The sequence below is a fragment of the Lysinibacillus agricola genome (genome assembly GCF_016638705.1).
Taxonomy (GTDB): Bacteria; Bacillota; Bacilli; order Bacillales_A; family Planococcaceae; genus Lysinibacillus; species Lysinibacillus agricola.
Window position 1 is genome coordinate 954,485 of record NZ_CP067341.1, and the last position, 23,263, is coordinate 977,747.

25 protein-coding genes and 1 pseudogene are annotated in these 23,263 nt (G+C 36.8%); 18 read left to right on the forward strand and 8 right to left on the reverse strand.

Annotated elements, in window-relative coordinates:
• Position 1 precedes the first annotated feature (1 nt).
• From FJQ98_RS04515 to FJQ98_RS04530, 4 genes are all read left to right on the forward strand, one after another.
• The gene (locus FJQ98_RS04515) at positions 2 to 910 is read left to right on the forward strand and encodes an RluA family pseudouridine synthase (protein WP_053596495.1); all 909 of its coding nucleotides are present in this window, start codon (positions 2 to 4) and stop codon (positions 908 to 910) included.
• Positions 911 to 1,293: 383 nt separating this feature from the next.
• A complete protein-coding gene (locus FJQ98_RS04520) occupies positions 1,294 to 1,518 on the forward strand; it encodes a hypothetical protein (protein WP_201406633.1) in 225 nt (74 codons plus the stop codon).
• 178 nt (positions 1,519 to 1,696) lie between these two features.
• Complete coding sequence (gene mgtE / locus FJQ98_RS04525; RefSeq protein ID WP_053596292.1) at positions 1,697 to 3,073, forward strand: magnesium transporter; 1,377 nt, start codon at positions 1,697 to 1,699, stop codon at positions 3,071 to 3,073.
• 52 nt (positions 3,074 to 3,125) lie between these two features.
• Positions 3,126 to 3,515 (forward strand): hypothetical protein, encoded by a 390-nt coding sequence (locus FJQ98_RS04530; RefSeq protein ID WP_053596291.1) that lies wholly within the window; start codon positions 3,126 to 3,128, stop codon positions 3,513 to 3,515.
• Between the two features lie 64 nt (positions 3,516 to 3,579).
• On the opposite strand, the gene FJQ98_RS04535 is transcribed toward FJQ98_RS04530, so the two are convergent.
• The gene (locus FJQ98_RS04535) at positions 3,580 to 4,104 is read right to left on the reverse strand and encodes a CotY/CotZ family spore coat protein (protein ID WP_053596290.1); all 525 of its coding nucleotides are present in this window, start codon (positions 4,102 to 4,104) and stop codon (positions 3,580 to 3,582) included.
• A 133-nt stretch (positions 4,105 to 4,237) separates the two neighbouring features.
• Between FJQ98_RS04535 and FJQ98_RS04540 the strand changes: the two genes are divergently transcribed.
• The 6 genes from FJQ98_RS04540 (at position 4,238) to FJQ98_RS04565 (ending at position 7,135) form a co-directional block, all read left to right on the forward strand.
• Entirely contained in the window at positions 4,238 to 4,642 is a 405-nt protein-coding gene (locus FJQ98_RS04540; protein WP_241774617.1) for a YhcN/YlaJ family sporulation lipoprotein, read from the forward strand.
• A complete protein-coding gene (gene spoVAC / locus FJQ98_RS04545) occupies positions 4,642 to 5,097 on the forward strand; it encodes a stage V sporulation protein AC (protein ID WP_053596289.1) in 456 nt (151 codons plus the stop codon). The genes FJQ98_RS04540 and spoVAC overlap by 1 nt, the downstream gene beginning before the upstream one ends.
• Positions 5,091 to 6,086, forward strand: coding sequence for a stage V sporulation protein AD (locus FJQ98_RS04550; protein WP_053596288.1), 996 nt, complete (start codon positions 5,091 to 5,093; stop codon positions 6,084 to 6,086). The genes spoVAC and FJQ98_RS04550 overlap by 7 nt, the downstream gene beginning before the upstream one ends.
• A gap of 16 nt (positions 6,087 to 6,102) precedes the next feature.
• A complete protein-coding gene (spoVAE, locus tag FJQ98_RS04555) occupies positions 6,103 to 6,462 on the forward strand; it encodes a stage V sporulation protein AE (RefSeq protein WP_425492697.1) in 360 nt (119 codons plus the stop codon).
• A 65-nt stretch (positions 6,463 to 6,527) separates the two neighbouring features.
• Entirely contained in the window at positions 6,528 to 6,731 is a 204-nt protein-coding gene (locus tag FJQ98_RS27135; protein ID WP_053596286.1) for a YjcZ family sporulation protein, read from the forward strand.
• Between the two features lie 155 nt (positions 6,732 to 6,886).
• Entirely contained in the window at positions 6,887 to 7,135 is a 249-nt protein-coding gene (locus tag FJQ98_RS04565; RefSeq protein ID WP_053596285.1) for a stage VI sporulation protein F, read from the forward strand.
• Between the two features lie 122 nt (positions 7,136 to 7,257).
• On the opposite strand, the gene FJQ98_RS04570 is transcribed toward FJQ98_RS04565, so the two are convergent.
• The 3 genes from FJQ98_RS04570 to FJQ98_RS04580 form a co-directional block, all read right to left on the reverse strand.
• Positions 7,258 to 7,686, reverse strand: coding sequence for a GNAT family N-acetyltransferase (locus FJQ98_RS04570; RefSeq protein ID WP_053596284.1), 429 nt, complete (start codon positions 7,684 to 7,686; stop codon positions 7,258 to 7,260).
• Between the two features lie 3 nt (positions 7,687 to 7,689).
• A complete protein-coding gene (locus tag FJQ98_RS04575) occupies positions 7,690 to 8,205 on the reverse strand; it encodes a YjcG family protein (protein WP_053596283.1) in 516 nt (171 codons plus the stop codon).
• Positions 8,206 to 8,287: 82 nt separating this feature from the next.
• On the reverse strand, positions 8,288 to 9,007 hold the full coding sequence (locus tag FJQ98_RS04580) for an alpha/beta hydrolase (RefSeq protein ID WP_053596282.1): 720 nt from the start codon (positions 9,005 to 9,007) through the stop codon (positions 8,288 to 8,290).
• A 111-nt stretch (positions 9,008 to 9,118) separates the two neighbouring features.
• Between FJQ98_RS04580 and FJQ98_RS04585 the strand changes: the two genes are divergently transcribed.
• Positions 9,119 to 9,700 carry a phosphatidylglycerophosphatase A family protein gene (locus FJQ98_RS04585; protein ID WP_053596281.1) on the forward strand — a complete coding sequence of 194 codons (582 nt, stop codon included), beginning with the start codon at positions 9,119 to 9,121 and terminating at the stop codon, positions 9,698 to 9,700.
• Between the two features lie 761 nt (positions 9,701 to 10,461).
• Here FJQ98_RS04585 and FJQ98_RS04590 read toward each other — a convergent pair.
• The 3 genes and pseudogenes from FJQ98_RS04590 to FJQ98_RS04600 all read right to left on the reverse strand — a co-directional run bounded on the left by FJQ98_RS04590 (position 10,462) and on the right by FJQ98_RS04600 (position 15,213).
• On the reverse strand, positions 10,462 to 12,255 hold the full coding sequence (locus FJQ98_RS04590) for an ABC transporter substrate-binding protein (protein ID WP_053596280.1): 1,794 nt from the start codon (positions 12,253 to 12,255) through the stop codon (positions 10,462 to 10,464).
• 16 nt (positions 12,256 to 12,271) lie between these two features.
• A pseudogene (locus tag FJQ98_RS04595) lies at positions 12,272 to 13,769 on the reverse strand (ABC transporter permease).
• Between the two features lie 13 nt (positions 13,770 to 13,782).
• Positions 13,783 to 15,213 carry an ABC transporter permease gene (locus FJQ98_RS04600; protein WP_053596278.1) on the reverse strand — a complete coding sequence of 477 codons (1,431 nt, stop codon included), beginning with the start codon at positions 15,211 to 15,213 and terminating at the stop codon, positions 13,783 to 13,785.
• Positions 15,214 to 15,434: 221 nt separating this feature from the next.
• Between FJQ98_RS04600 and FJQ98_RS04605 the strand changes: the two genes are divergently transcribed.
• The 4 genes from FJQ98_RS04605 (at position 15,435) to FJQ98_RS04620 (ending at position 19,844) form a co-directional block, all read left to right on the forward strand.
• Positions 15,435 to 17,174, forward strand: a complete 1,740-nt coding sequence (locus FJQ98_RS04605) for an ABC transporter ATP-binding protein (RefSeq protein WP_053596277.1) — start codon at positions 15,435 to 15,437, stop codon at positions 17,172 to 17,174.
• 118 nt (positions 17,175 to 17,292) lie between these two features.
• Complete coding sequence (locus FJQ98_RS04610) at positions 17,293 to 17,910, forward strand: thermonuclease family protein (RefSeq protein WP_053596276.1); 618 nt, start codon at positions 17,293 to 17,295, stop codon at positions 17,908 to 17,910.
• Between the two features lie 322 nt (positions 17,911 to 18,232).
• Positions 18,233 to 18,739, forward strand: coding sequence for a sigma-70 family RNA polymerase sigma factor (locus FJQ98_RS04615; RefSeq protein WP_053596275.1), 507 nt, complete (start codon positions 18,233 to 18,235; stop codon positions 18,737 to 18,739).
• Positions 18,732 to 19,844 (forward strand): hypothetical protein, encoded by a 1,113-nt coding sequence (locus FJQ98_RS04620; RefSeq protein WP_053596274.1) that lies wholly within the window; start codon positions 18,732 to 18,734, stop codon positions 19,842 to 19,844. The genes FJQ98_RS04615 and FJQ98_RS04620 overlap by 8 nt, the downstream gene beginning before the upstream one ends.
• A gap of 331 nt (positions 19,845 to 20,175) precedes the next feature.
• Here FJQ98_RS04620 and FJQ98_RS04625 read toward each other — a convergent pair whose 3' ends face one another.
• A complete protein-coding gene (locus FJQ98_RS04625; RefSeq protein ID WP_053596273.1) occupies positions 20,176 to 21,342 on the reverse strand; it encodes an MFS transporter in 1,167 nt (388 codons plus the stop codon).
• 94 nt (positions 21,343 to 21,436) lie between these two features.
• Between FJQ98_RS04625 and FJQ98_RS04630 the strand changes: the two genes are divergently transcribed.
• From FJQ98_RS04630 to FJQ98_RS04640, 3 genes are all read left to right on the forward strand, one after another.
• Positions 21,437 to 21,811: a MerR family transcriptional regulator gene (locus FJQ98_RS04630; protein ID WP_053596272.1), complete on the forward strand. Its 375-nt coding sequence runs from the start codon at positions 21,437 to 21,439 to the stop codon at positions 21,809 to 21,811.
• Positions 21,812 to 21,893: 82 nt separating this feature from the next.
• The gene (locus tag FJQ98_RS04635) at positions 21,894 to 22,073 is read left to right on the forward strand and encodes a hypothetical protein (RefSeq protein ID WP_143114966.1); all 180 of its coding nucleotides are present in this window, start codon (positions 21,894 to 21,896) and stop codon (positions 22,071 to 22,073) included.
• A gap of 195 nt (positions 22,074 to 22,268) precedes the next feature.
• Positions 22,269 to 23,249 carry an aldo/keto reductase gene (locus FJQ98_RS04640; RefSeq protein ID WP_053596271.1) on the forward strand — a complete coding sequence of 327 codons (981 nt, stop codon included), beginning with the start codon at positions 22,269 to 22,271 and terminating at the stop codon, positions 23,247 to 23,249.
• The last annotated feature ends 14 nt before the right edge of the window (positions 23,250 to 23,263 follow it).

The following is a 23,263-nucleotide window of genomic DNA, read 5'->3' on the forward strand; positions in this document are numbered from 1 at the left end:
GATGGATACAAGATTTACACTGCATTTTATAGCACAAAAGGAAGGTCAACTACTACGGGAGGCCTTAACTGAATGGCGCATCTCTAAGCGAGCTTTAACGGCCATTAAATTTGATGGGGGCTTACTGACAGTGAATGATGTCGAACGCAATGTTAGACATCCTCTTCACGTTGGGGATCGAGTTGAAGTTAAATTTCCCCCCGAAGAAAAAAGTGAAGGGCTCGCTGTTGAGTATGGTGAACTTGCTATTGTTTATGAAGACGAAACTATCTTAGTGCTTAATAAGCCAGCACATCAGAGTACGATTCCTTCACGAGAGCACCCAACACAAAGTGTAGCCAATCTAGTGTGCGGTCATTTTCAGCAGCAAGGTCTAGCATCTACTGCCCATATCGTAACGAGACTTGATCGTGATACTTCTGGTTTGTTATGCATTGCTAAACATGCTCATATCCATCATTTAACGGGGCTTGCACAGCGCAATGGAGCAATTTCTCGACAATATGAAGCGATTGTACATGGACATGTTGCACAAGATATACACTCAATCATTGCTCCTATTGGACGTAAAGAGACGAGTATCATTGAGCGAGAAGTGCGTGAAGACGGTCAATTTGCCCATACAGATGTGGAAATTTTAAGATGTTTTTATTTACAGGATGAGCCGCTGACACATATACGACTAAAGTTGCACACGGGGCGTACACATCAAATTCGTGTACATATGGCCTATCTGGGACATCCACTTGTTGGAGATGAACTTTATGGCGGAAGTCGTGAACATATTAATAGACAAGCCCTACATTGTGTGTCCTTAAAGATGCTTCATCCTTTGACAGGTAAGAGTTTACAATTCACAAGTAACTTAAACGAAGATATGCAGCGATTATTAAATGACTCCTTAGCTTGAATTTTGGAAAAACTACACTATACCGAAGACTATCTAAACAGTCTTTAGTTCACTAATTGTGTAAAACTATTACTAAATCATGTTTATGTAAGGAGATGTTCGCACAAACGGGCATCTCCTTATCATTTTATTTTCTATAAAAGTAATAAGTTTTCTTAACAGCACGTTAACAGAAAAGAAAGTGATTGTAGGATAAAGTAGAGTAGAGGTTTTTTAGGCTCAGTACCATAGTTGAGCATGACATTTTTTTTGAATGTATGTTAGGTATATAAGTTGATTGTAGTGGAGACTGGGCGACTCCTCGGACGCCCCCAGGAAGCTCTGCGCGAAAGCGAAGCGACAGCAACAATTGTTTTATCTGTGCGAAAGCGGAGCGACAGCAAATGTTTTATCTGTGCGAAAGCGAAGCGGCAACAAATGTTTTATCTGTGCGAAAGCGAAGCGACAGCAACAATTGTTTTATCTGTGCGAAAGCGAAGCGACAGCAACAATTGTTTTATCTGTGCGAAAGCGAAGCGACAGCAACAACAAATGTTTTCTGTAGCGAAAGCAAAGCGGCAGCTACAAAGCGCCCAGTCGGAACGGAAATCAACCACACGTTATGGTAATAGGATAAAATAGAAACTTTTACCCGCAAATTTATCCAATTGGATTGCAGCGATGTCGTAAGTGCTAAGTAGTAAAAAAAGGGTTTGCAGAAAAGGTACAATACACTCTATTATATAAAAGGTAGATTTACGGCATTCCCCGTATGAATGATTGATTGCTCGGAAGGAGGGGACAAGCATGATAGAGGAAAGAAATGAAAAGAATGATGTGCAATTCGACGAAGCACGTTTGCGAGAAATGCTCGAAGCACATGATATAAACGCATTCCGCGATGAGTTTTTAGAGCTTCATCCATATGATCAGGCAACGTTTTATGAGAAGGTGGAACCTGATATACGAAAGATCATCTATTCGTTCTTGTCTCCGACGGAAATGGCTGATATTTTTGAGTCAATCGAAATAGATGATGATGAATACACAGCGTATCTAGCTGAGATGGATCCGTCATATGGTGCAGAAATGCTTTCTCATATGTATGCGGATGATGCAGCAGACGTTTTAAATGAGTTAGATACGAAACAACGTGAAAGCTATTTAGGCATGATGGATGAGGAAACAGCTGAAGAAATTAATGAGTTATTAAGCTATGACGAAGATACAGCTGGTTCTATTATGACGACTGAATATGTAGCTATACCAGAAAATTCCACTGTTCGTTCAGCGATGGCGATTTTACGGAAAGAGGCGCCAGATGCCGAAACCATTTATTATATTTTTGTTGTTGATGAGGCACATCGATTAACAGGCGTTATTTCACTTCGTGATTTAATTATTGCTGATGAAGATACCCTTATACGTTCGATTATGAATGAACGTGTTGTGATGGTGCATGCTGGGGATGACCAAGAAGAGGTTGCTCAAATTATGAAGGACTATAATTTCTTAGCAACTCCAGTTATCGACGACAAGGGAGAATTACTAGGGATTATCACAGTCGACGATATTATTGACGTTATTGATGAGGAAGCATCGGAGGATTACTCTAAATTAGCGGGTATTTCCGATATGGATAAATTTGATACGACCTCGTTACAAGCGGCTAAAAAACGATTACCATGGCTTGTCATATTGCTGTTTTTAGGGATGTTGACAGCAAATTTGATGGGACAATTTGAGGCAACGCTAGAACAAGTTGCGTTACTCGCAGTGTTTATCCCTCTCATTTCAGGTACTTCTGGAAATAGTGGAACACAGGCACTAGCGGTAGCTATTCGAGGAATTGCAACAGGAGATGTCGAAGAACATAGCAAGCTAAAATTACTACTACGTGAGGCCGGTACAGGCTTAATGTCTGGAATTGTTTGTGGGTTGATTGTAATCGGCATTATCTATGTTTGGAAACAAGAGTTGATTCTTGGAATGCTTGTGGGAGCAGCGCTTTGTGGTTCTATTTTAGTAGCAACACTTGCAGGTTCTTTTATTCCACTGCTTATGCACCGCATGAAGATTGATCCAGCTGTCGCATCAGGTCCATTTATTACAACATTAAATGATATTACAAGTATTTTAATTTACTTAGGTTTAGCGACAGTGTTCATAAGCCAAATAGGCTGAGAACCAAATTCCTTTCTTTTGCATATTGTATGGAAAAAGGGAAGTGAGTAATGTGGATCAAGAGCCACGCTTGTTTATAAAATCGCCATCATATTTTCTGAAAATTTCCAAGGTCCTGCATGAACTTGATTTGGATGAAAGTACATCAGTGTATATGAAGGACGGCTATTACAATGAACAGACTATTGAAGAAAAAGAAGAAGTACAAATAGATCCGTATTTACTAAAGCAACTTCAATTTTTAGAAAAGCCGTTTCGGCAAAAAGCTTATCAACCGCTAGTAATATGTTTAAAAGACGGTAGGAATTTACGCGGTAGTGCATCTGAAGTGCAGTCCGATTCAATGATGCTTACTTCTTTAGAATTAAAGACACAAGAAATTATATATTTTGAGGACATAGAACGAATATTATGGCGAGGTAAACAATTACCAACCTTATGAAAAAAGTGTACAGCAGAGGATGCTGTACACTTTTTTTATGTGTAGTGTGTCAAAGGAGAAAAGATTATTCACAAATCCCTAAGTCAACATCAGCGATACATTGTACAGCGCAGAAGCATGATAAATCTACAGTAATACAGCTCTCAGTTGAATTCCAATCATCTACTTTACATATTTTTTTCATGTTGACACAGCAGCCATCACGACTTAATAGATCTACTGTACTTTCACTGGAGTCAAATGAACATAAAGGCTCTAAAACACGCAAAGTAGCGCAGCATTCATCGAACATATCTTCTACACGGAAAAACACTGATGTGCATATATCTGGTTCTGCTGTTGGAGAACTAAAAAATGCTTTAAAAGGAGTACCATCTTTGGTAATTAACATAAATACACGTGTATCTGCATGAGAGCGTGCGGGACTTACTATGCCTCCAAGTGGTTCTAAGAAACAGTTAGCTGTACATGGTTGACATTCTTCTCTCACCGCTTGATTTTGAATGTCTAAAATAGCGCGTACTACGTCACAAACGCAGCCTGCTGAATGGATTGGTCCAATAGGATTTGTTGGCTTGCCACAACCCATATTGTCACCTCCTTTCCTCGTTACTACTTCTACAATATGTACTTATGAAAAATGGACTCGGGCCTTTGTATATATAGTCAAATGAATAGTTTTTATATGTCTGGAGAAACTTTAAAGAAAAGGAGGGTAAAACTTGAAGCTATTAGGAATGATGTTACCTCTATTAGTCAGTTTATCGCTTTTAAGTGGTTGCGGTGAAAAAGAAAAATTTATTGTCTACGGTTCACCGGAAAATGAAAAGGAAGTTGAAGCCATTTTAAAAGAACAGAAATTTGTAGACAAAACAACGGTTATTCAATATGACAATAGTATGCTTGTAGCAGTTCAAATTAAACAATGGGATAAGTGGAAAAAGGCTAAATTAGAGAAAAAGTTGCAAAAGAAATTTGATGAAAAATATCCAAACAAAGATGTTTTTGTCTCAGCTGATTATAAAATATTTTATGAAGCCAATAAAATAAAAAGGGATCAAGTTGAAGATAATAAACTGAAAGATAAAATAAAGAAATTAAAAAAACTGGCGAAGGAGGAAACATAGTGGAAAAAGAACAATACCAAAAATTAGAACAAAATGTCACGCCGAAACCGCCCTATTTTAAGAATGTTGCAAAGGCATTTTTAGTAGGTGGCCTTATTTGTACAATCGGACAGGCCGTCTCTCTTTTTTATATAATTTTCTTTGATTTTACCGAAGCGACAGCCGGAAATCCAACTGTTGCAACAATGGTATTTTTCGCCATGATTTTAACAGGCTTGGGTTTATATAAGAAAATTGGTCAATTTGCTGGGGCTGGATCAGCTGTGCCTGTTACAGGGTTTGGTAATGCTGTTATTTCTGCTGCTATTGAGCATAGATCTGAAGGATTAGTACTTGGTGTTGGTGGAAATTTATTTAAATTAGCTGGGTCAGTTGTATTATTTGGTGTTGTCTCTGCCTTTTTTATTGCACTTATTAAATTCATTCTTGTAACGATAGGAGTGGTTTCATGGTAATTGTCTTTCAATCGAAGCCGTCCTTAATAGCCAGTGGTGTGGTAGCAGGTCCACTAGAGAAACGTAGTATTTTTAGTCAACATTTTGATGCGACTTACGATGATGAACGATGGCAAATGAAAACAAATGAACAGGGTCATCGAAAAATGGTTCAAGAGGCCTGTGAAATTGCTATGAAAAAAGCGGGCGTGAAAAATCCGGACATAGATTACTTTATGGGTGGCGATTTAATTAATCAAATGACACCAACCAATTTTGCAGCGAGGGATTTAGATATTCCTTTTATTGGATTATTCTCAGCGTGTGCCACCTCTGTTTCTTCAGTAATTGTTGCGAGCCTTTTAACAGAAATAGGTGCCGCCAATTTATCGCTAGCTGGTGCATCCAGTCAACACAATGCGGTTGAGCGACAATTCCGCTATCCAATCAATTATGGCTCGCAAAAGCCCCGAACTGCTCAATGGACGGTAACGGCTGCTGGTTATGCTCTTATTGGTAAGCATCATGAGGAATACCCTTCTATTGAAGCAGCAACTATTGGAAAATCGGTTGATTACGGTATGGATGATCCATTTCACATGGGCGCAGCGATGGCACCGGCCGCTTTTCAGACCATTCAATCACATTTAGAGCAGCGTGATCAAAAAATGTACCACTATGATTTAATTTTAACAGGTGATTTAGGTCATCTTGGGTTAAAACTTCTAAAAGGAATGTTTGTTGAAAGTGGCGTAAAGAGTGAGGAGTTAAAACCTTTACGTGATGCGGGTGATGAGTTTTATGGACAGGATGAGACATTCCAATCCGGTGCAAGTGGCGCAGGTTGTTCAGCAGCTGTTTTTTTTAGTTATGTGATCCAACAGATGCGAGCAGGTACCTATAAACGAGTACTTCTTGTGGCGACAGGAGCATTACTGTCTCCGCTTTCATTTCAACAGGGCGAGACAATTCCATGTACGGCACATGCGATTGAAATTACAATGAAATGAGGCAAAAGCTATGGTTATGACATTTGTGTTTGCGTTTTTTGTAGGAGGTATTATTTGCGCCATAGGGCAATTATTAATGGATGTTGGTAAATTAACACCTGGACATACATTAAGTACGCTAGTCGTAGCTGGTGCAATTCTTGCCGGAATGGGTTTGTATGACCCACTTATTAATTTTGCTGGTGCCGGTGCAACTGTTCCTATTACATCTTTTGGGAATTCTTTAACGCATGGTGCAATTGTTGAGGCAGAAAGACATGGGCTTGTAGGTGTGTTAACTGGGATGTTTGAGGTGACAAGCTCAGGAATCAGTGCTGCCGTTGTTTTTGGCTTTATCGGAGCATTAATATTTAAACCAAAAGGAAATGTTGACTAGACGAATACCCCACCCATTTTTACAACCTAAACATATTATAGGTTATAGAAGGGAGGGGTATTTTTATGGGATATCAAGGCTGGGGCGCGCATCCGTATGGAGGGCACGCTGATGGTTGTTACGGAGGAGATTATGGCGGTTACTATGGTGGTCACCATGACGGTTGCCATGGCGGTTACTATGGTTACGGACATGGGCATAGTTCAACATTTGTCTTAATTGTTGTCCTATTTATTCTTCTAATCATTGTTGGCGCTACTATCATTTAATTTGATTAATGTGACAGTCGATAAGAGGCTTTAGCTTTTCTTCAGAGTGCACCATTATCTGAATAAAGTTTAAAGCCTTCACTAGTTGTCAAATGTTTCGTGCATGAAAACAACAGTGAAAATAAATATAAATTTTAACTGATAGGAGGGGGAACATGAATCGCGGATTTTTTAATTCAATTGAACAAAAAACTGGGGTATCGATGGATGAAATCTTCGCATTAGCAAATGCAATTCAACATGCTGATTTTAAAAATGAAAAACAAGTAAGAAAAATCGTACGACGCGTAAGTAAGGTGTCCAATAGACAAATTACGCAAGAGCTTGAAGATAAATTAGTACAATCTATTATTCAAGATGGCGCTTCACTAGATTTCGATAAAATTACTAAAATGATGAAATAACATGATAGGTTGGTTGAATGGATGTTCATCTATAAATCAACCTTTTAAGTTTTGTAGAAAAATAAAAAAAGGGTGTTACGATATGCCGTAGCATTTTCGTAACACCTATTTGGTTCATTATGTTAAATCGTTTTTTCCATAGCACGATGTGGGATACCAGCATCCATAAACTCAGGAGATGTTACTGTGTAGCCGAGCTTTTCATAAAAAGGAATAGCATAGCTTTGTGCATGGAGTTTTAGTTTTTTCTTATTAATTGAAATGGCATACTTCTCCATTTCCTTCATAATTAAAGCACCTAGTTTTTTACCGCGCTGATCCTGTAAGATACTGACACGTTCAATTTTCACGGCATCGTCCTCGATACTGCGTAAACGTGCAGCACCTACAGGGGCAGTGCCTTCGTACATAATGAAATGCGTTGCGGTTGCATCCTCAGCATCACATTCTAGATGAAGCGGCACACCTTGCTCTTCAACAAAAACTTTTTTGCGGACTGCAAACGCATCATCATGTTCCTTTGTTGTTTCAACAATCTTAACGTTATACAAGTATTACTCAGCTCCAGTCAAACGGAATGTTTCATATGTTGTCCACGAGCCGTCTTCCAATTGGTATAAAAGATGAATGCGGTCAATTGTATCTTTTTCGTCAACACCTGTCATGCGTAATTGCCCAAAAATGTCATCGTGCTCGGAGTCCTTCAGTTTTTGAGCAATAGTAATATGTGGTACAAATACGTGTTTAGTCCCACTAAAAGGTACTTGCTCTTCTAGAGCTTGGTGGAATCCTGTTAATTGTTCAGTTGGTTCAATGCGGAAATAAATCGCATTTGTCGTAGGGAAAAACGAACTTATGCGTGATGCATGAATGTTTAAAGGTGCATATTTGGCAACAAGTGCATCTAATTGCTTTACGATGGATTGAATATCTTCATCCGTTGCATCAAAGCTGTCCTTTAATGTTATATGCGGAGTAATTTTCGCATAATGAGGATCGTAACGTTTACGATAAGTATTCGCTAAATCTTGCAATTTTTTTGATGGAAATGCCACAATACCGTACTTCATAGTCCATTACCTCCCGAAAATAAACAATTTTTCTCTTAAAGTATAACAGAAATTTCCCTTTTCGTAATTTGAATCGCCCATATTAATTGAAATTTTCAATTAATGCACGACGTAAATCAGGTTTCCAATATTTCCATGTATGATTGCCATCAAATTCTTCATAAAATGTAGAAAATCCTTTGTTTAACATAAGATTATGCAGCTGACGATTTGGGGTTAAAAAATCTTTAATTGTTTTATCCATCGTGACAACTTTATCTTCTTCTTTGCCAACAATATGGTAAATAGAAATTGAGCCTGGATCTTTAAAATTCTCTACAGCTGTCAAAACATCTTCGTCCACATACGGCGATTGTAAAATGACCTTACCAAAAATACTTGGATATTTTAATGCAGCCATTAAGGAAGCGGTTGCAGCCATCGAGTCACCAATGACTCCGCGGCTCATCCCCATTTGATAGGTTGCATATTCAGCGTCTAAATATGGCACAAGCTCATGCGCTAAAAAACGAAGATATGCTTCATGTTGCTCTCCACTTGGAATATATTTGTGACGTCGATCCTTAATGTCCTTATAAGGAACGAATGCAATGATTAAATTTTCGATTTCATAGTCATCAATAAGTTCATCAGCAAGTTTTGTAATACCTCCAATCTGGAAGTAATCTTTGCCGTCTGATGCAATTAAAATATTATATTTATATAGTGGAGAATAATTTGCAGGAACATAAATGTAGAGCTGTAATTCCTCCTGTAACGCTTCACTATAGAACTTTAAATCTTGTACAGTTCCCTTATCCAATGATGACACTCCTTCTTGTGTTTGTAACAAAATTGTACCATACTGCCAAAGTAAAGGTATAATAGGTTGGGCTAGCACTTACTAGCAATAAAATCGAAATGAGGGTTAGTTATGCATAATAAAAGTACTCGTATACACTCTGATGAAGTAGCGAAAGCAGCCCATGCTGCACTCATTCGTCGCGGTGTATCGCTAAAGGATATTGCTGAAATTGTTTATGAAATGCAAAAATCCTATAATGAAGGTTTAACATTAGAGCACTGTGTTCATTCTGTTGAGCGTGTATTACGTAAGCGTGAAGTTCAACATGCTTTATTAGTAGGTATTGAATTAGATGAACTTGCAGAGAAAAAGTTATTATCTGCACCATTACAGCAAATAATAGAATCCGATGAGGGTTTATTTGGTGTGGATGAAACAATCGCCCTTGGAGCTGTTTTTACATATGGTAGCATAGCGGTAACAACTTTTGGACACTTAGACAAGCAAAAAATCGGTATTATTAAGAAGCTTGATACAGAACCTGGCCATCATGTAAATACGTTTTTAGATGATTTAGTTGGCAGTATCGCAGCTTCTGCCGCATCACGTATTGCACATCGTATGCGTGACTTAGAAGAAGAAGGCGGCACATTTGCAGATATCGAGCCAGAAGAGCTAGGACCAAAATCAAAATCACATAATGAGATTTAATGGAGTATTAATATATATTACAGAGCCTTCTCAATAATTTGAGAAGGCTCTCTTTATGTTGTAAATAAAATATGGCTTTTCAGCAAAGCGGGGGTGATTTCCGTTCCGGCTGGGCTCTTACCCAAGGAAAGCGTGTATCCCTAGAACGAAAATCCTCCTCTAAAGCTCCACAACATTCAAACATTCATAAAGATTTTCTTGACTATTTTTTTAACAGTCTGCCCAGAGCCTTCTCAATAATTTGAGGAGGCTCTGGGCAGACTGTAGACAAACGCTACTCCTGATTGCATAAAGCTGTATGGTGATCTAATAGTAAGACCCCGACATACGGCATTTTGTGAGGATCGTCGAAACCGTCTCGTTTTCCTACATGTGAGGCTTGCCTTGGATGAAAAATAATCAAACATATCCCATAGGTTGGGTTTTTTTAGTATTTTAATCGTAGCATTATACCATTTTAGTTCAGCTTTTCACCCCATATTAATGATGAGGAGCTGTTGATTTTTCACGGAGAGTGGCGACTCCTACGGGATGAGCTTGCGCTGAAAGCCCCGCAGGAACGTAGTGACGAGGAGATTGAAGCCAAGCCCGCGGAAAGCGCCAACTCGGAGTGAAAATCAACCTTTGTTTATTGATACACTTATTTTATATTTATTCTTTTGTCGACATGCTGAACAGAGCCTCCTCAATAATTTGAGAAGGCTCTGTTTTTTAGATGCTTAGACAATTGTTTAGTATACTTACACACTTATTTTTAATAATTAATCATTAGAGGCTTTTAAAAACTCTGTTACTTTTTCACTGTCTGCCTCAAGTTTTAAGCCTGTATTAACTAGTGGTGAAAGAGTGGATACAGCAGGTTTTTTATTGCCTTGGTAGTAGCTAATGAACTCATCTTGATTAATAGAGTAAAGAATTGCTTTACGTAAGTCTACTGAATCTGATATAGCGCGACCAGATGTATTCATTTGTAAATATGCTACTGCATTACTATCAGCAGTATTTAACGTTAGTTTAGTATCAGATTTTACAATATCTAGCTTTGTTTCTGGTACTGTCTGAAGAACGTGGATCTCACCATTACGTAATGCGGATAATGCACTATCATTATCTTCAATAAAACGAACATTGATTTTTGCAATCTTCGGTTCATATTCACTACCTGCACGGTAAGCTGGGTTTTTCACAAATTGTGCTTCGTAATCATTTTTCTTCACGAGAATGTAAGGGCCGCTTGCATATAGCTGGTTGTTGTATGTCGCTGCACCTTCTGTCACTGTTGCTTGATCACCATATGCGATATCCTTGTCTGGATTATAGCTTGCTACATCATATGTGTTAATGCTTGTTACTTGTTTTTCTGATACGATACCACCAGATTGGTGTGCTAAATAATTTAACACTTGTGGGAATGGTGTTGGTGTTGTAATTTTAACAACTTGGTATGCGCCAGCTGCATTATTAACAGTTCCCTTATCTTTCGCTAATTGCGTTACGGAAGCAGGAAGGTTTTGAGATAAAGCCTCAAACACAGATTGATCAGAGCCTGCAACTTTTTTCTTTTGTAATTCAGCTAAGTCAGAAACCGTTTCGACTTTTTCGATATTTTCATGAAGACTGTATGTGCGATGGTCTGGTACTGATTTTGAATCTTTTGCACGGTTTAATGAAAATACAACGTCTTCCGCTGAAACTAAGTCACCTGTATCAACAGCAGCACCATCTTTTATAGCAGTGAAGTTAATATCATCACGTAAGATGAAATAATATTCTTGGCTACCTTCAGCAATAGCATGATTATAAGATAATGAACCATTTGAAACGACTTCGTCTGTATCTGTTAAGTTGACAAGACGAACATACATATTTGTATTTAATGCATTAATAGAACCATCATTTCCTTTAATAGGATCAAGCGATGTTAACGAACTAATTGTTTGATGTAAAATCAAAGGTTCAGTTGCATTTTTGGATGAATCAGTAAATTCTATGCTTTCCCATACTTGCGCACGAGATTTTGGTAGATGCACCGTTTTTGGGTTCACTAATTCAGAGTAAATCCCTTGATATTTATTTGAAATATATAACGGCGCAATATAAGCTTGGTCGAATACTAAGAGCTGTTCTAATTCTTTATATTTTGCTGCAGCTTCATCACCCGTTAATGTACTTGCTTCTTCGATGAGAGCATCTAATTTTGAATCAGCTACAATACTATAGTCACCGCCCGTTTTAAATAAACCACGAACAGCATAGTCAGGATTTCCTGTTACTGTTGTCCAGCTCGAAAGCGCTAAATCATAATTGCCAGCTTCTTTTTGTGCTGAAAATGAACCATAATCAGGTTGAATATTTAGTTTAACATCAAAGCCATTTTTAACTAGTTGATCACGAACAATATTCATATCTTCCTCGGAAGCGGCCATTCCTAAAACTTCAATTGCTTTTTTACCTTTACCTTTTGAATCTTTACTGCCTTCTACGTCAGTTTTTGTTTGTACGCAGCCTGCTAATGCTAACACTGCTATGAATAAGAATACAAGTAATCTTTTCATTTAAGAACCTCCATTGTTAATTTGATTTTGGATCTAAAGCATCTCGCAAACCATCACCTAAGAAGTTAAAGGAGAGAACGAGAAGCATAATACAAAGACCTGGGAAAATAGCAACATAGGAATGCGTTTCCAGGTACGTACTACCAACTTTTAGAATATTGCCCCATTCAGGAATGTGTGGCTCAATGCCGAGCCCTAAAAAGCTTAAACTACTTGTTGAAATAACAGCGCCGCCAATGGTTAATGTTGCTTTAACAATCATTGGTGCTAACGAGTTTGGAACAATATGTTTAAAGATGATTGCAGCATCAGATGCCCCCAATGCTCTAGCTGATTCCACGAATTCAAAATTAGAAAGCTGCATGACATTTGCGCGCATTGTACGAGCATATGTCGGAATTGCTCCAACGCTTAGTGCGATGATTAAATTAACGGTATTGGCACCAAAGGCAGCAATAATGGCGATAGCTAGTAAAATTCCAGGAATGGCATATAAAATATCAAGACTTCGCATGATCATGTTGTCAGTCGCTTTTCCGTAATAACCTGAAAATGCTCCAAGTGTTCCGCCAATTAATGCAGGGATAATCGTTGAGAAAAATCCTACAATGAGCGATATTTGTGCACCGAAAACAATACGAGAAAATAAATCACGTCCGTAATTATCAGTGCCTAATGGATATTCTAACGAAGGTGTTTGTAACAATGCTCCATAATTATTTTCAGTCGCAAAGTCATAGTCAAATGTCCAAGAGCTTGTTACGGATAAAGAAAACATAAATACGATGAAAAATAATCCGAAGACGGCCATCGTATTGCGTAAAATCTTTTCCCAAATTTTTTGCCATTTTTCGATTGTAGATGGATTTGCCTTTCGAGCTTTTTGAATAAGGCTATACCCTAGCAATGTCGCAAAAAGATTGCCAGTCAAAGAGGCGATAAGCAGCAAAATACCAGGTAACAGCATCCATTTCGGCGCAGCCTCTGAAGTCACATATTTTGCACACAGAATTAACATCACAATATAAAAGAGTGCAAGGAGTAAGAAAAGCCCCATCGCTAGTAAAAACGTATCTGTGACATACGGTTTAAATAAGTTCAGTGCTGAAATACCGATAATGAAAAGTTGAGTGATGAATGCATAGGCAGCAAAAGTATATTCAGCTGTCTTTCTTTTTGACACAAGCATAAACGCAAACGATGTAGAGAAAATATTGCCTGAAACTATTGTTAATAACAGTGGATAACCAAGTATTCGAGTGCTTTTTTGTATGTCACCATGGCTTGCTAAATCCTGTTTAATTCGTAAAGTTAGGAAACCAATATAGGTTGTGGTGATTGCATAAATAATGAAAAAGATTAAGACAATTGGTCGCCAACTTTGAGTAGAAAAATTATAGCTATAAGCTAGAAACAATAAAGAAAAACAGTAAGGAAAAGACAAATGTAAAATGTGAATTGACATATTCCTGTGTAATCTTCAAAAGTAGTTTGACATGTAAGCTGTTTTTCACAGATGATCCCCCTTTAAGACTTCTTCATTTTCGAACGAATGCGTGGATCGAAAAAAGCATACAAAATATCGATGAGTAAATTAACGATCGAAATTGTGATGGCAATATAGACGACCCCACCAAGGATAGCTGGGATATCCGGAATAAACTGTTTGTCAACAATATAGCTACCAATACCACTAATATTGAAAACTTTTTCTGTAACAGATGCCCCACCTAACATGCCGCCAAAGAGAAGCCCAATCACTGTAATAATTGGAATCATGGCATTGCGAATAGCATGCTTTGTAATCACTTTAAATTCATTTAAGCCTTTTGCTTTCGCTGTAATAATGTAATCCTCATGTATGACCTCAAGCATACTGGATCTTGTCATACGAGCAATGGAAGCCGTAATGGATGTACCCAAGACAATAACTGGCATTATTAAAGATAACCAGTTTTGAGGATTGTACGTAGCTGGGAACCACTGTAGCTTTAATGCAAACGTTAAAATAAATATCAATCCTTGCCAGAAGCTTGGAATGGATAATCCAATTAAGGCAATGAACATAAACGTATAATCCAAATATGAATTTGGACGAACGGCCGAAATAATGCCGACTGGAATGGCAATAGCGATAGCCATTAATAATGATAGGATGGCTATTTCAAGTGTGACAGGAAATTTGTTTACAATGCTTTGTGTAACATCTTCTTTCCCTGCAAAGGAAGTACCTAAATCAAATGTGAATAGGCCAGATAAAGCATTCCATAATTGAGATAAATAAGGCTGATCCAAGCCATGAATGTGATTAAAGTTAGTTATTTGCTCTGGCGTTGCCGCAACACCAAGTAAGTTTCTTGCTGGATCGAATGGCGACAAATACAAAATTGTAAACACCAGTGTTGCGACACCTACTATAACAATGAAGCTTTGTAGTATTCGTTCAATAACAAATTGCAGAAATGGATTCGCAAACAATATGAGTACTACATAAAATAAAACAGCCGGTAAAAAAGTAAGGACCACAAAGTTTTTATGTTTAAGCTGCTGACTAAAAAATTGTAAATAGGATTGATCTTCTAAGCCATCTTTCAATAAATCTTGCGCTACTAGTTGCTGAAGTTTTGCTTCTGCTAATTTCGAAGCAGTTTCCTGTATTTGTTTTTCTGGCACAGATTCATGAAAAAATTTAGCTTTGGCTAATTCTTGCTCAGCAAACTCAACCTGCCATTGTGTGAATAAACCCTTTTCTTTGTAGTACTGTCTTCGTTTCTCAAAAGCTTGCTGGTATTGATGTGAATGTTTTCTTTTCCGATAAGATAAGTATGTAAAAGGGTGTACTAAAATACTTAAAAGAAAGAGCAGCGCATTGTAAGACTTATGGTGCATGAGCTTTTGATAAACTGAAAAAAAGAATACATGTTCCTTAGTTGTAGAATGATCTTGTGAAATAACCATGCATTTCCTCCAGACGTAAGTAAAATAATAGATTCTAAAGTGTGGACAAAACAACATCAACACACGCTTAGTAGTCAACTCATTTTTAGCGAGGTCCTACTAAATGAATTGCAGGATGAAGATTCAATATTTTTTATATTGTATAATTCCTATCAGTATTGTAAAGTATGAATTATACTAGTAATTAAGTCAATCACAAAATTTACAAAAGGATGGATTGAATGAGTGAAAAGCTTCTAGAAATAAGCGATCTTCGTGTATCTTTTATAACGGGAGAGACAGAATTTGAAGCCGTTAAAGGCGTTAATTTTCATGTAAATAAAGGTGAAACACTCGGAATAGTAGGAGAGTCAGGTAGTGGAAAAAGTGTAACGGCTCGTTCAATTATGCGTTTATTACCATCGCCACCTTCATTTCTAAAGTCAGGAACTATTTTGTTTAAAGGACAAGAGATTACTTCATTGAGTGAAAAACAAATGGAGGCAATCCGTGGACAAGATATTAGTATGATTTTTCAAGATCCAATGACATCCACAAATCCAACTATTCGTATTGGAGACCAAGTGTCCGAAAGTTTAATAAAGCATCAGTCAATGTCCAAAGCAGAGGCATATAAGCAAACAATAGAGTTATTAAAGCTTGTAGGCATTCGAGATGCAGAAGAACGCTATAAACAATATCCGCATGAATTTTCAGGGGGAATGCGCCAACGTGCTATGATCGCCATGGCACTTGCTTGTCATCCTTCTTTACTAATTGCAGATGAACCGACAACAGCCCTTGATGTAACCATTCAAGCGCAAATCTTAAAATTAATGCGAGATATGCAAAAAAAGATGGGTACCTCAATCATATTAATTACACATGATTTAGGCGTTGTTGCTGGTATGTGCGATCGACTTATTGTTATGAAGGAAGGCGAGATTGTTGAGCAAGGTACAACAGAGGAAATCTTTGCGAATGCTCAACATCCTTATACTAAAAAACTATTAAATGCTTTGCCTAAGCTCCATGAGAAAAAACAGCCCAAACCAATTGCGAATGTACAGCTAGGAATTGATAAAAATAAACCATTAATCGAAGTGACACATCTTTCAAAGGAATTCGCATTAGGTCGCGGTCAAACGGTGAAGGCAGTCAATGATTTGTCGTTCCATATATACCCAGGAGAAACATTAGGCTTAGTAGGCGAATCAGGCTCCGGGAAATCTACGACAGGCCGAACTATTTTACAGCTTCATCAACCTACGAATGGAGAGGTCTTGTATCAAGGTATACCCATTACAAGACTAACGAAAAAGCAGCTTAAAGCAATGCGTCGTCATATGCAAATTATTTTCCAAGATCCATATTCCTCGTTAAATCCTCGAAAAAAAATAGTAGATATTATTGGAGAAGCTCTAGACATTCATAAACTCGTTAAAACGAATGAAGAGCGTCAACAGCGTGTGGAGGAATTACTGGAACTTGTAGGCTTAAACAAAGAACATGCAGTGCGTTATCCACATGAATTTTCCGGTGGTCAGCGTCAACGTATTGGCATCGCAAGAGCTTTAGCAGTGGAGCCAAATTTTATCGTTTGTGATGAACCACTTTCAGCACTTGATGTTTCTATTCAAAAGCAGATTGTAGACTTGCTAAAGGATTTACAGCAGCGCCTAGGATTGACATACTTATTTATTGCTCATGATTTGTCTATGGTTAAACATATTAGTGATCGTGTCGCTGTCATGTATGGTGGGAAGATTGTAGAGCTTGCAGAAAGTGAGGAGCTGTACGCCAATCCGCAGCATCCGTATACACAAGCTTTATTGCGCTCAATACCAATTCCAGATCCGGCGATAGAAAAGCAAAAACATATGGATGCAGAAAATGAAGAGGTACAAACACGCTATGAGATAGAAAATAGTCAGCTTGTTGAAGTATCCCCAAATCATTGGGTTGCCATAGCATCTACATAGCTTGAATGTAGTAGCCTGATATTTTACAATAGAAACATCGTGAAACTTTTAAGGACTTTTGATTATAGAAAGTTCTTTAAAGTGTAATAAAGATGGAAAGTTGTGAGGGACCTACTACATGAAAATGCAAGATATAAAAACGTTAATTACGAGTGGTACAATTATTCTAGCCGTTGCATTGTATATGATTTTTGGCAGATCACCAGCCGAAGAAAAGGATGCAACAACTACCGACCAGCATGGCATTATTTCTATTGAACAGGTTGAAGAAAAAACAGGAAATAAGCGCTTTGATGTAGACTATATTAAAGCATATGATGGTGATACAATTCAGGCGACAATAAATGGCAAGAAAGAAAAAATTCGTTTGCTGATGGTAGATACACCAGAGATGAATTATAACAAAGGTGAAGCACAGCCTTATGCTGAAGATGCGAAGGACTATACGATTAAATTGCTAGAAAACGCTAAAAAGGTTGAAGCGGTTTACGATGTTGGACCAGAAACAGATAACTATGATCGCTTATTAGCTTATGTCTTTATTGATGATGTAATGTTACAGGAATCATTACTAAAAGAAGGGCTTGCAGCGGTTCGCTTTATCCATAAACCAAACAATACGTTTGAGGATGAATTTAGAGAAATTCAGCAAGATGCGGAAAAAGCAAAACTAAATGTTTGGTCACATGAAAATTACTTCCAAAAAGATGGCTTCCATCCGGAAGTATTAAAATAATGGTTAACTAACAAGGGACTGTCCCAAAAGGCAATGAAAAATGCCTTTTGGGGACAGTCCTTTCTTTATTCAAAAAATATAGTAGTAAAAAAAGTGAAGCTTATAAGAGTTTGTCAAAAAGCTGCACTTTATTTTTTGTTCGTCACTGAAAGTTGGGGGTGGATGACATGCTGTTAAAACGTATGTCATGTGGCTAAGTTGATTGAAATCGCCCAGTCGGAACGGAAATCAATCTCAAGTTATCGTGATGCGCCTTTTTTTATAAAAATCGAAACGGTGCACTTTTTACATACGTCTAATTTAATGAGGTGGTGAATGTTGGATGGATTTTGATGAGGTAGCAAGAGAATACATGAAGGATTTATTTAAAATTGCATACTCATATGTGAAAAATGTCCAATTGGCTGAAGATATTGTACAGGATGTCATGATAAAAGCTTTTGAGCGGCAAGAACAGTTCCGTGGAGAATCAAATTACAAAACTTATTTAATTCGTATGACCATTAATCGCAGTTACGATATATTACGAAGTTGGTCTTATCGCAACTATCAACTAACAAATACTTTTACATCATTTTTTAATCATTCAAAGTCAACCGAAGAATTAGCTGAAGAAAGGAGTAGTAACAAAGAGCTCTACGAACATGTATTTAATTTATCAATAAAATATAGAGAAGTGATCTACTTATATTATTATTTGGATTATTCCGTTAAAGAAATAGGAGTTTTACTAGATTTATCTGAAAATACGGTAAAGACTAGGCTTGCTCGAGGACGTGAAAAGTTAAAAAAGTTACTAAAAGAGGAGGAGGCGATATTCAATGAATAAAGAACAGATAAAAAAGAGTTTGGATCATTTTTTTGAAAAGAATAATCTTCCCTCCGAAAAGTCGATAGAAAGAATGTTAAATTATAAAAATCAGAAACCAAAAAAGACTCTGGCCTTATATCCTAAGCATTTATTCGGATTCATTACGACAATTGTAACCGTAAGTTGTATTATTTTTATTTTAGGAGTAATTACACCAACAGAAAGTACTGTAGACGTTACAAGTAACAAATATTCTAAACTTCTAAAAGAATATAATCTTGAAAAAGTCCATATTGAACCTCTGAACAAAACTTTTTTTAGTGTAGATGTATATGATATGCAATATTTCCAATCTGCATTTTGGACTAGAGCAGAGGCTGAATCGCTTAGTTTTGATTCGCTTATTGGGCAAACGGCAATGATGACTTTTGCTCAAAGTAAAGGTATTAAAGTTAATGATAAGGAGATTGAAGAACTTGCTAAACAAAAAAATACAGAATTTCTTCATGAATTTTCTCAAACAAAAGCAGTATCTGAATATGGTGATTTATTCAAGGCTTTAGGTATTTCAGAAAATGAATATTTTAAAGATGTTCTATATTTCAACGCGAAATATGAACTATTAGAAAGTAGACTTTTAAAAGCATTAAGTATAAAAACAAAAAATAGTGAAGAATATAGCCAGCTTCACAGGAACGCTATTCATTTTTATAGGGAAGTTGCTGCGGATGATATAACTATCTTTAAAGAGGATTTTCAAATAGATGAACAATTATCCGTAAAAAAACTCAAATCTTTAAAAGAACCAGTAGAAGTTTCCTTTGATTATAAAAATATATCAGCTCTAGCATTAGGCCAAAATTCAAACGGTGAATTGGAATTTATAAATCCGCATGACACGTGGAATTATACTTTAGAAGTATATGCTGAAATGTTATATAAAGTTGATGAAGGGAATGAAAAGTATATCCCATTTGCTCCAAAAACATATAATAAATACAAAGTATCTTTAAAAGAATTTGCTGAAGATTCATCTAATGAATACCAAACGGAGGCTATACAGTTACTAGAAATATTAAATATATTTGAGCATTCTTATAATGAAGATTATCAGTTTGAGTAATTATTGATGTGTCAGTATAAATTTCTCGGGATGTTAAGGATAACTGGAAAACGTAAAGTTAAATATTGGGTCACATATCAAACATACTTTCAAAGGGATGGCTTCCATCAGGGATATTAAAATGACATAAAAAATCCATCTACTGGCTTATAGTAGATGGATTTTCTGCTTTAATTAGTGATGCAGTCCTTGATTTTATATTACTTAGAGAACTTTTAGTTGGCCCCAGTAGTTTCTCTTCACAAATAAAACGGCACCAACTTTTTAAGAGTAGTAGTTTATTAAACTATCCATTTTGTGTTGAAAACTGGGCGTCTTCCTATCCTTTTAGTTATAGTCCTTGAATTGAAGAATTTCCTCTACGGTTTATCGTTAGCGAATAAATAGCAGAGATAAGGGCTAACACTACCATAATACCAGCTACCCACGTGTTGATAGTTACGGAATAGTAGTCTACAAGTAAACCACCAAAACCAGAACCTAAAGCTACTCCAAGATGTAAAAATGAAGTATTTAAACCTAATTGGATATCTGAGGAATCTGGAGCAGACTCGGCTAGATAATTTTGTACTGCTGGACTAAGAGCCCAAACCATCGCACCGTATAGTACGACAACGATCAATAAACTTATCATTGATCCTGTTGCATAAGGTAATAGGAACAAGGAAACTGCAAAAAGTATAAGAAATGTGAGTATAGTTTTTGCTCCTCCAAATTTATCGGATGCCCAGCCACCAATCCAACCACCTGTTATTCCAGCTATACCAAAAACCAGTAAGACCATACTAATCATATTTGTTGATAAGTCCATTGTTGTTTTAAGAAAAAGCGTGAAATAAGTATAAACGATGAAATGACCAGTTAGCTCCAAAACGGATATGAGCTGGATTGATGCGATTTTTTTACTTTTTAATGTGGCTATTTGCTTACGTAAAGGAATGGCTGGTTGTGGTGGAACCTTAGGTAAAAACTTAATGATTCCTAACATAGAAACAATACTTAAGACTGCAACTAATACAAATGTCATTCTCCAACCAAAATTTTGACCGATAATAGTTCCTAGTGGTACACCTAACACTAATGATGCACTTAAACCCATGAAAATTAATCCAATAGCTCTTCCTCTTAATTCCGTTGCAACAGTTTTGGCAGCCATTGTTACGGAAGTGACAACCACAATAGAGCAGCTAGCTGCAAGAATAATTCTGGCTATTAATAAGGTTGTAAAATTCGGACTAACTATAGATAAAATATTACCACCTAGAAAAGTTAACATTGCTATGAGCAGTAATTTACGTTTTTCTACTTTAGAAGTTAGAGCAATAAGTACTGGAGCCCCAAAGGCAAAAACTAATGAAAAAACTGAGACCAACTGACCGACTGCTCCTACAGAAACATGTAAATCTTCTGCAATCATGTTTATTATCCCCGCGATCACCAACTCCACTGTACCAGCAACAAATGTGGCAAGTGCTAAAACAAAAATCCCTATATTCATTAAAAATTCCTCCTAAAAAACTATTAAAAACTGAATCTAGAATCAAAGATACTCCTTAGAGTGCACTATAAAGCAAGTGTGTTATAATAAAAATATGGAAAAATTATTAACTATTCGGGATATATCCTCAATCACTGGTCTTAGTTCTTACACGCTACGCTATTATGAAAATATTGGTCTTTTATGTGAGATTGAAAGGGATGAAAATGGATATCGTAAATACTCAAAGAACGATATTTCATGTATAGATTTTCTCATTATGTTACGTAACACAGAAATGCCTGTAAGTGATATGAAAAAATTTGCAGACCTAAGACGTCAAGGTGATTCTACCGTTACTGAAAGACGAGAACTATTAGAAGTTCATCAAGATAATGTTCTTAATCAAATTAAGCAACTAGAAAACAATTTAACTAAGATTAATGAAAAAATTGACTACTATAAAAATTTGGAGGAAAAAGTTAAGTAATATAATCAAACGTGTTGATTAGGAAAATATAGGTTTATTATTGAGTGATAAAAGGATTTTTTTGTTGATATTTTGCTAATGTATGTCCATTTTAACTGATCGTAGCGTAGGGCTACTCGACTCCCGCCCGCAGGAAGCCTTGCTCTGCGCGAGAGCGAAGCGTCAGCGACAAATGTTTTATCTGTGCGAAAGCGAAGCGTCAGCAACAAATGTTTTATCTGTGCGAAAGCGAAGCGTCAGCAACAAAGCGAGTAGCTCGTAGCGGAAATCAGAGCCTTCTAATTAATTTAAATGGATAAAAATGGTTAATCGATATATCTGTAATATAATTAAATAAGTTTAAAAGAGACCTTTCTAAAAGGTCTTTTTTTTATGAGAAATGGGAAAAAATACATTTGCGTTATAGTGCACTCTAATCGATATAATTTCATGCTATAGAAAGATTGGAGGAGAAAAAATGAAATATCGATCTATTGGAGATTTAAGTGTCTCATCCTTAGGATTAGGATGTATGGGCATGTCAGAATACTATGGAACTCAAAATGATGAGGAATCGATTGCTACACTGCATTACGCCTTAGAACTTGGTGTTAACTTTTTTGATACAGCTGATCAATATGGAGTGGGGAAAAACGAAGAATTAGTCGGTCAAGCATTAAAAAATGTCAGACAACAGATAAACATAGCTACCAAATTTGCTTTTGTAAGAGATGAGAGTGGGAAGGTAATGCAAATTAACGGCAGCCCGGAATATGTAAAAAAGGCCTGTGAAGCAAGCCTAAGACGGTTAAATACTGACTACATCGATTTATATTATCTACACCGTGTAGATCCCAGCGTTCCTATAGAAGAGACAGTTGGTGCTATGAAGGAATTAGTTGAAGAAGGTAAAGTACGACATATTGGGCTTTCAGAAGTATCTTCTCAAACGATAAAACGAGCACAAAAAGTACATCCTATAGCTGCATTACAGACAGAGTATTCAATATGGACTAGAGATATTGAAGAGGAAATATTGCCCCTTTGCCGTAAACTAAATATCGCTGTTGTACCATATAGTCCTCTGGGACGAGGGTTTTTATCTGGAAAAATTAAGTCGGTTGATAAATTTGTAGAAAACGATTTTAGAAGGAACGCACCTCGATTTCAGGGAGGCAACTTCAATCAAAACCTTTCTTTGATTCGACAGCTAGAAGATATAGCAAACCAACTAAATATTAGTCCTGCACAACTAGCATTAATATGGTTGATGTCTGATGGGGAAGATATTATCCCTATACCAGGGACAAAAAGGAGATCCTACTTAAAAGAAAATATAGCTGCAATAGATTTTGAATTGCCAAATGATGTAAAGGATTTCATAAATAAAGCTATACCTGTAGGTTCAGCAGTTGGTGATAGATATCCTGTACATTCTATGAAACTATTAAATCAGTGAAAGAAGGGTATATA

Coding starts and splice junctions, on each gene's coding strand:
- FJQ98_RS04550 (WP_053596288.1), top strand. CDS start 5,091: ATGGTAATTGTCTTTCAATCGAAGCCGTCCTTAATAGCCAGTGGTGTG.
- FJQ98_RS04565 (WP_053596285.1), top strand. CDS start 6,887: ATGAATCGCGGATTTTTTAATTCAATTGAACAAAAAACTGGGGTATCG.
- FJQ98_RS04610 (WP_053596276.1), top strand. CDS start 17,293: ATGAAAATGCAAGATATAAAAACGTTAATTACGAGTGGTACAATTATT.
- FJQ98_RS04615 (WP_053596275.1), top strand. CDS start 18,233: ATGGATTTTGATGAGGTAGCAAGAGAATACATGAAGGATTTATTTAAA.
- spoVAE (WP_425492697.1), top strand. CDS start 6,103: ATGACATTTGTGTTTGCGTTTTTTGTAGGAGGTATTATTTGCGCCATA.
- FJQ98_RS04640 (WP_053596271.1), top strand. CDS start 22,269: ATGAAATATCGATCTATTGGAGATTTAAGTGTCTCATCCTTAGGATTA.
- FJQ98_RS04520 (WP_201406633.1), top strand. CDS start 1,294: ATGTTTTATCTGTGCGAAAGCGAAGCGGCAACAAATGTTTTATCTGTG.
- FJQ98_RS04590 (WP_053596280.1), bottom strand. CDS start 12,255: ATGAAAAGATTACTTGTATTCTTATTCATAGCAGTGTTAGCATTAGCA.
- FJQ98_RS04535 (WP_053596290.1), bottom strand. CDS start 4,104: ATGGGTTGTGGCAAGCCAACAAATCCTATTGGACCAATCCATTCAGCA.
- FJQ98_RS04605 (WP_053596277.1), top strand. CDS start 15,435: ATGAGTGAAAAGCTTCTAGAAATAAGCGATCTTCGTGTATCTTTTATA.
- FJQ98_RS27135 (WP_053596286.1), top strand. CDS start 6,528: ATGGGATATCAAGGCTGGGGCGCGCATCCGTATGGAGGGCACGCTGAT.
- mgtE (WP_053596292.1), top strand. CDS start 1,697: ATGATAGAGGAAAGAAATGAAAAGAATGATGTGCAATTCGACGAAGCA.
- FJQ98_RS04600 (WP_053596278.1), bottom strand. CDS start 15,213: ATGGTTATTTCACAAGATCATTCTACAACTAAGGAACATGTATTCTTT.
- FJQ98_RS04635 (WP_143114966.1), top strand. CDS start 21,894: ATGTCCATTTTAACTGATCGTAGCGTAGGGCTACTCGACTCCCGCCCG.
- FJQ98_RS04620 (WP_053596274.1), top strand. CDS start 18,732: ATGAATAAAGAACAGATAAAAAAGAGTTTGGATCATTTTTTTGAAAAG.
- FJQ98_RS04630 (WP_053596272.1), top strand. CDS start 21,437: ATGGAAAAATTATTAACTATTCGGGATATATCCTCAATCACTGGTCTT.
- FJQ98_RS04515 (WP_053596495.1), top strand. CDS start 2: ATGGATACAAGATTTACACTGCATTTTATAGCACAAAAGGAAGGTCAA.
- FJQ98_RS04625 (WP_053596273.1), bottom strand. CDS start 21,342: ATGAATATAGGGATTTTTGTTTTAGCACTTGCCACATTTGTTGCTGGT.
- FJQ98_RS04585 (WP_053596281.1), top strand. CDS start 9,119: ATGCATAATAAAAGTACTCGTATACACTCTGATGAAGTAGCGAAAGCA.
- FJQ98_RS04575 (WP_053596283.1), bottom strand. CDS start 8,205: ATGAAGTACGGTATTGTGGCATTTCCATCAAAAAAATTGCAAGATTTA.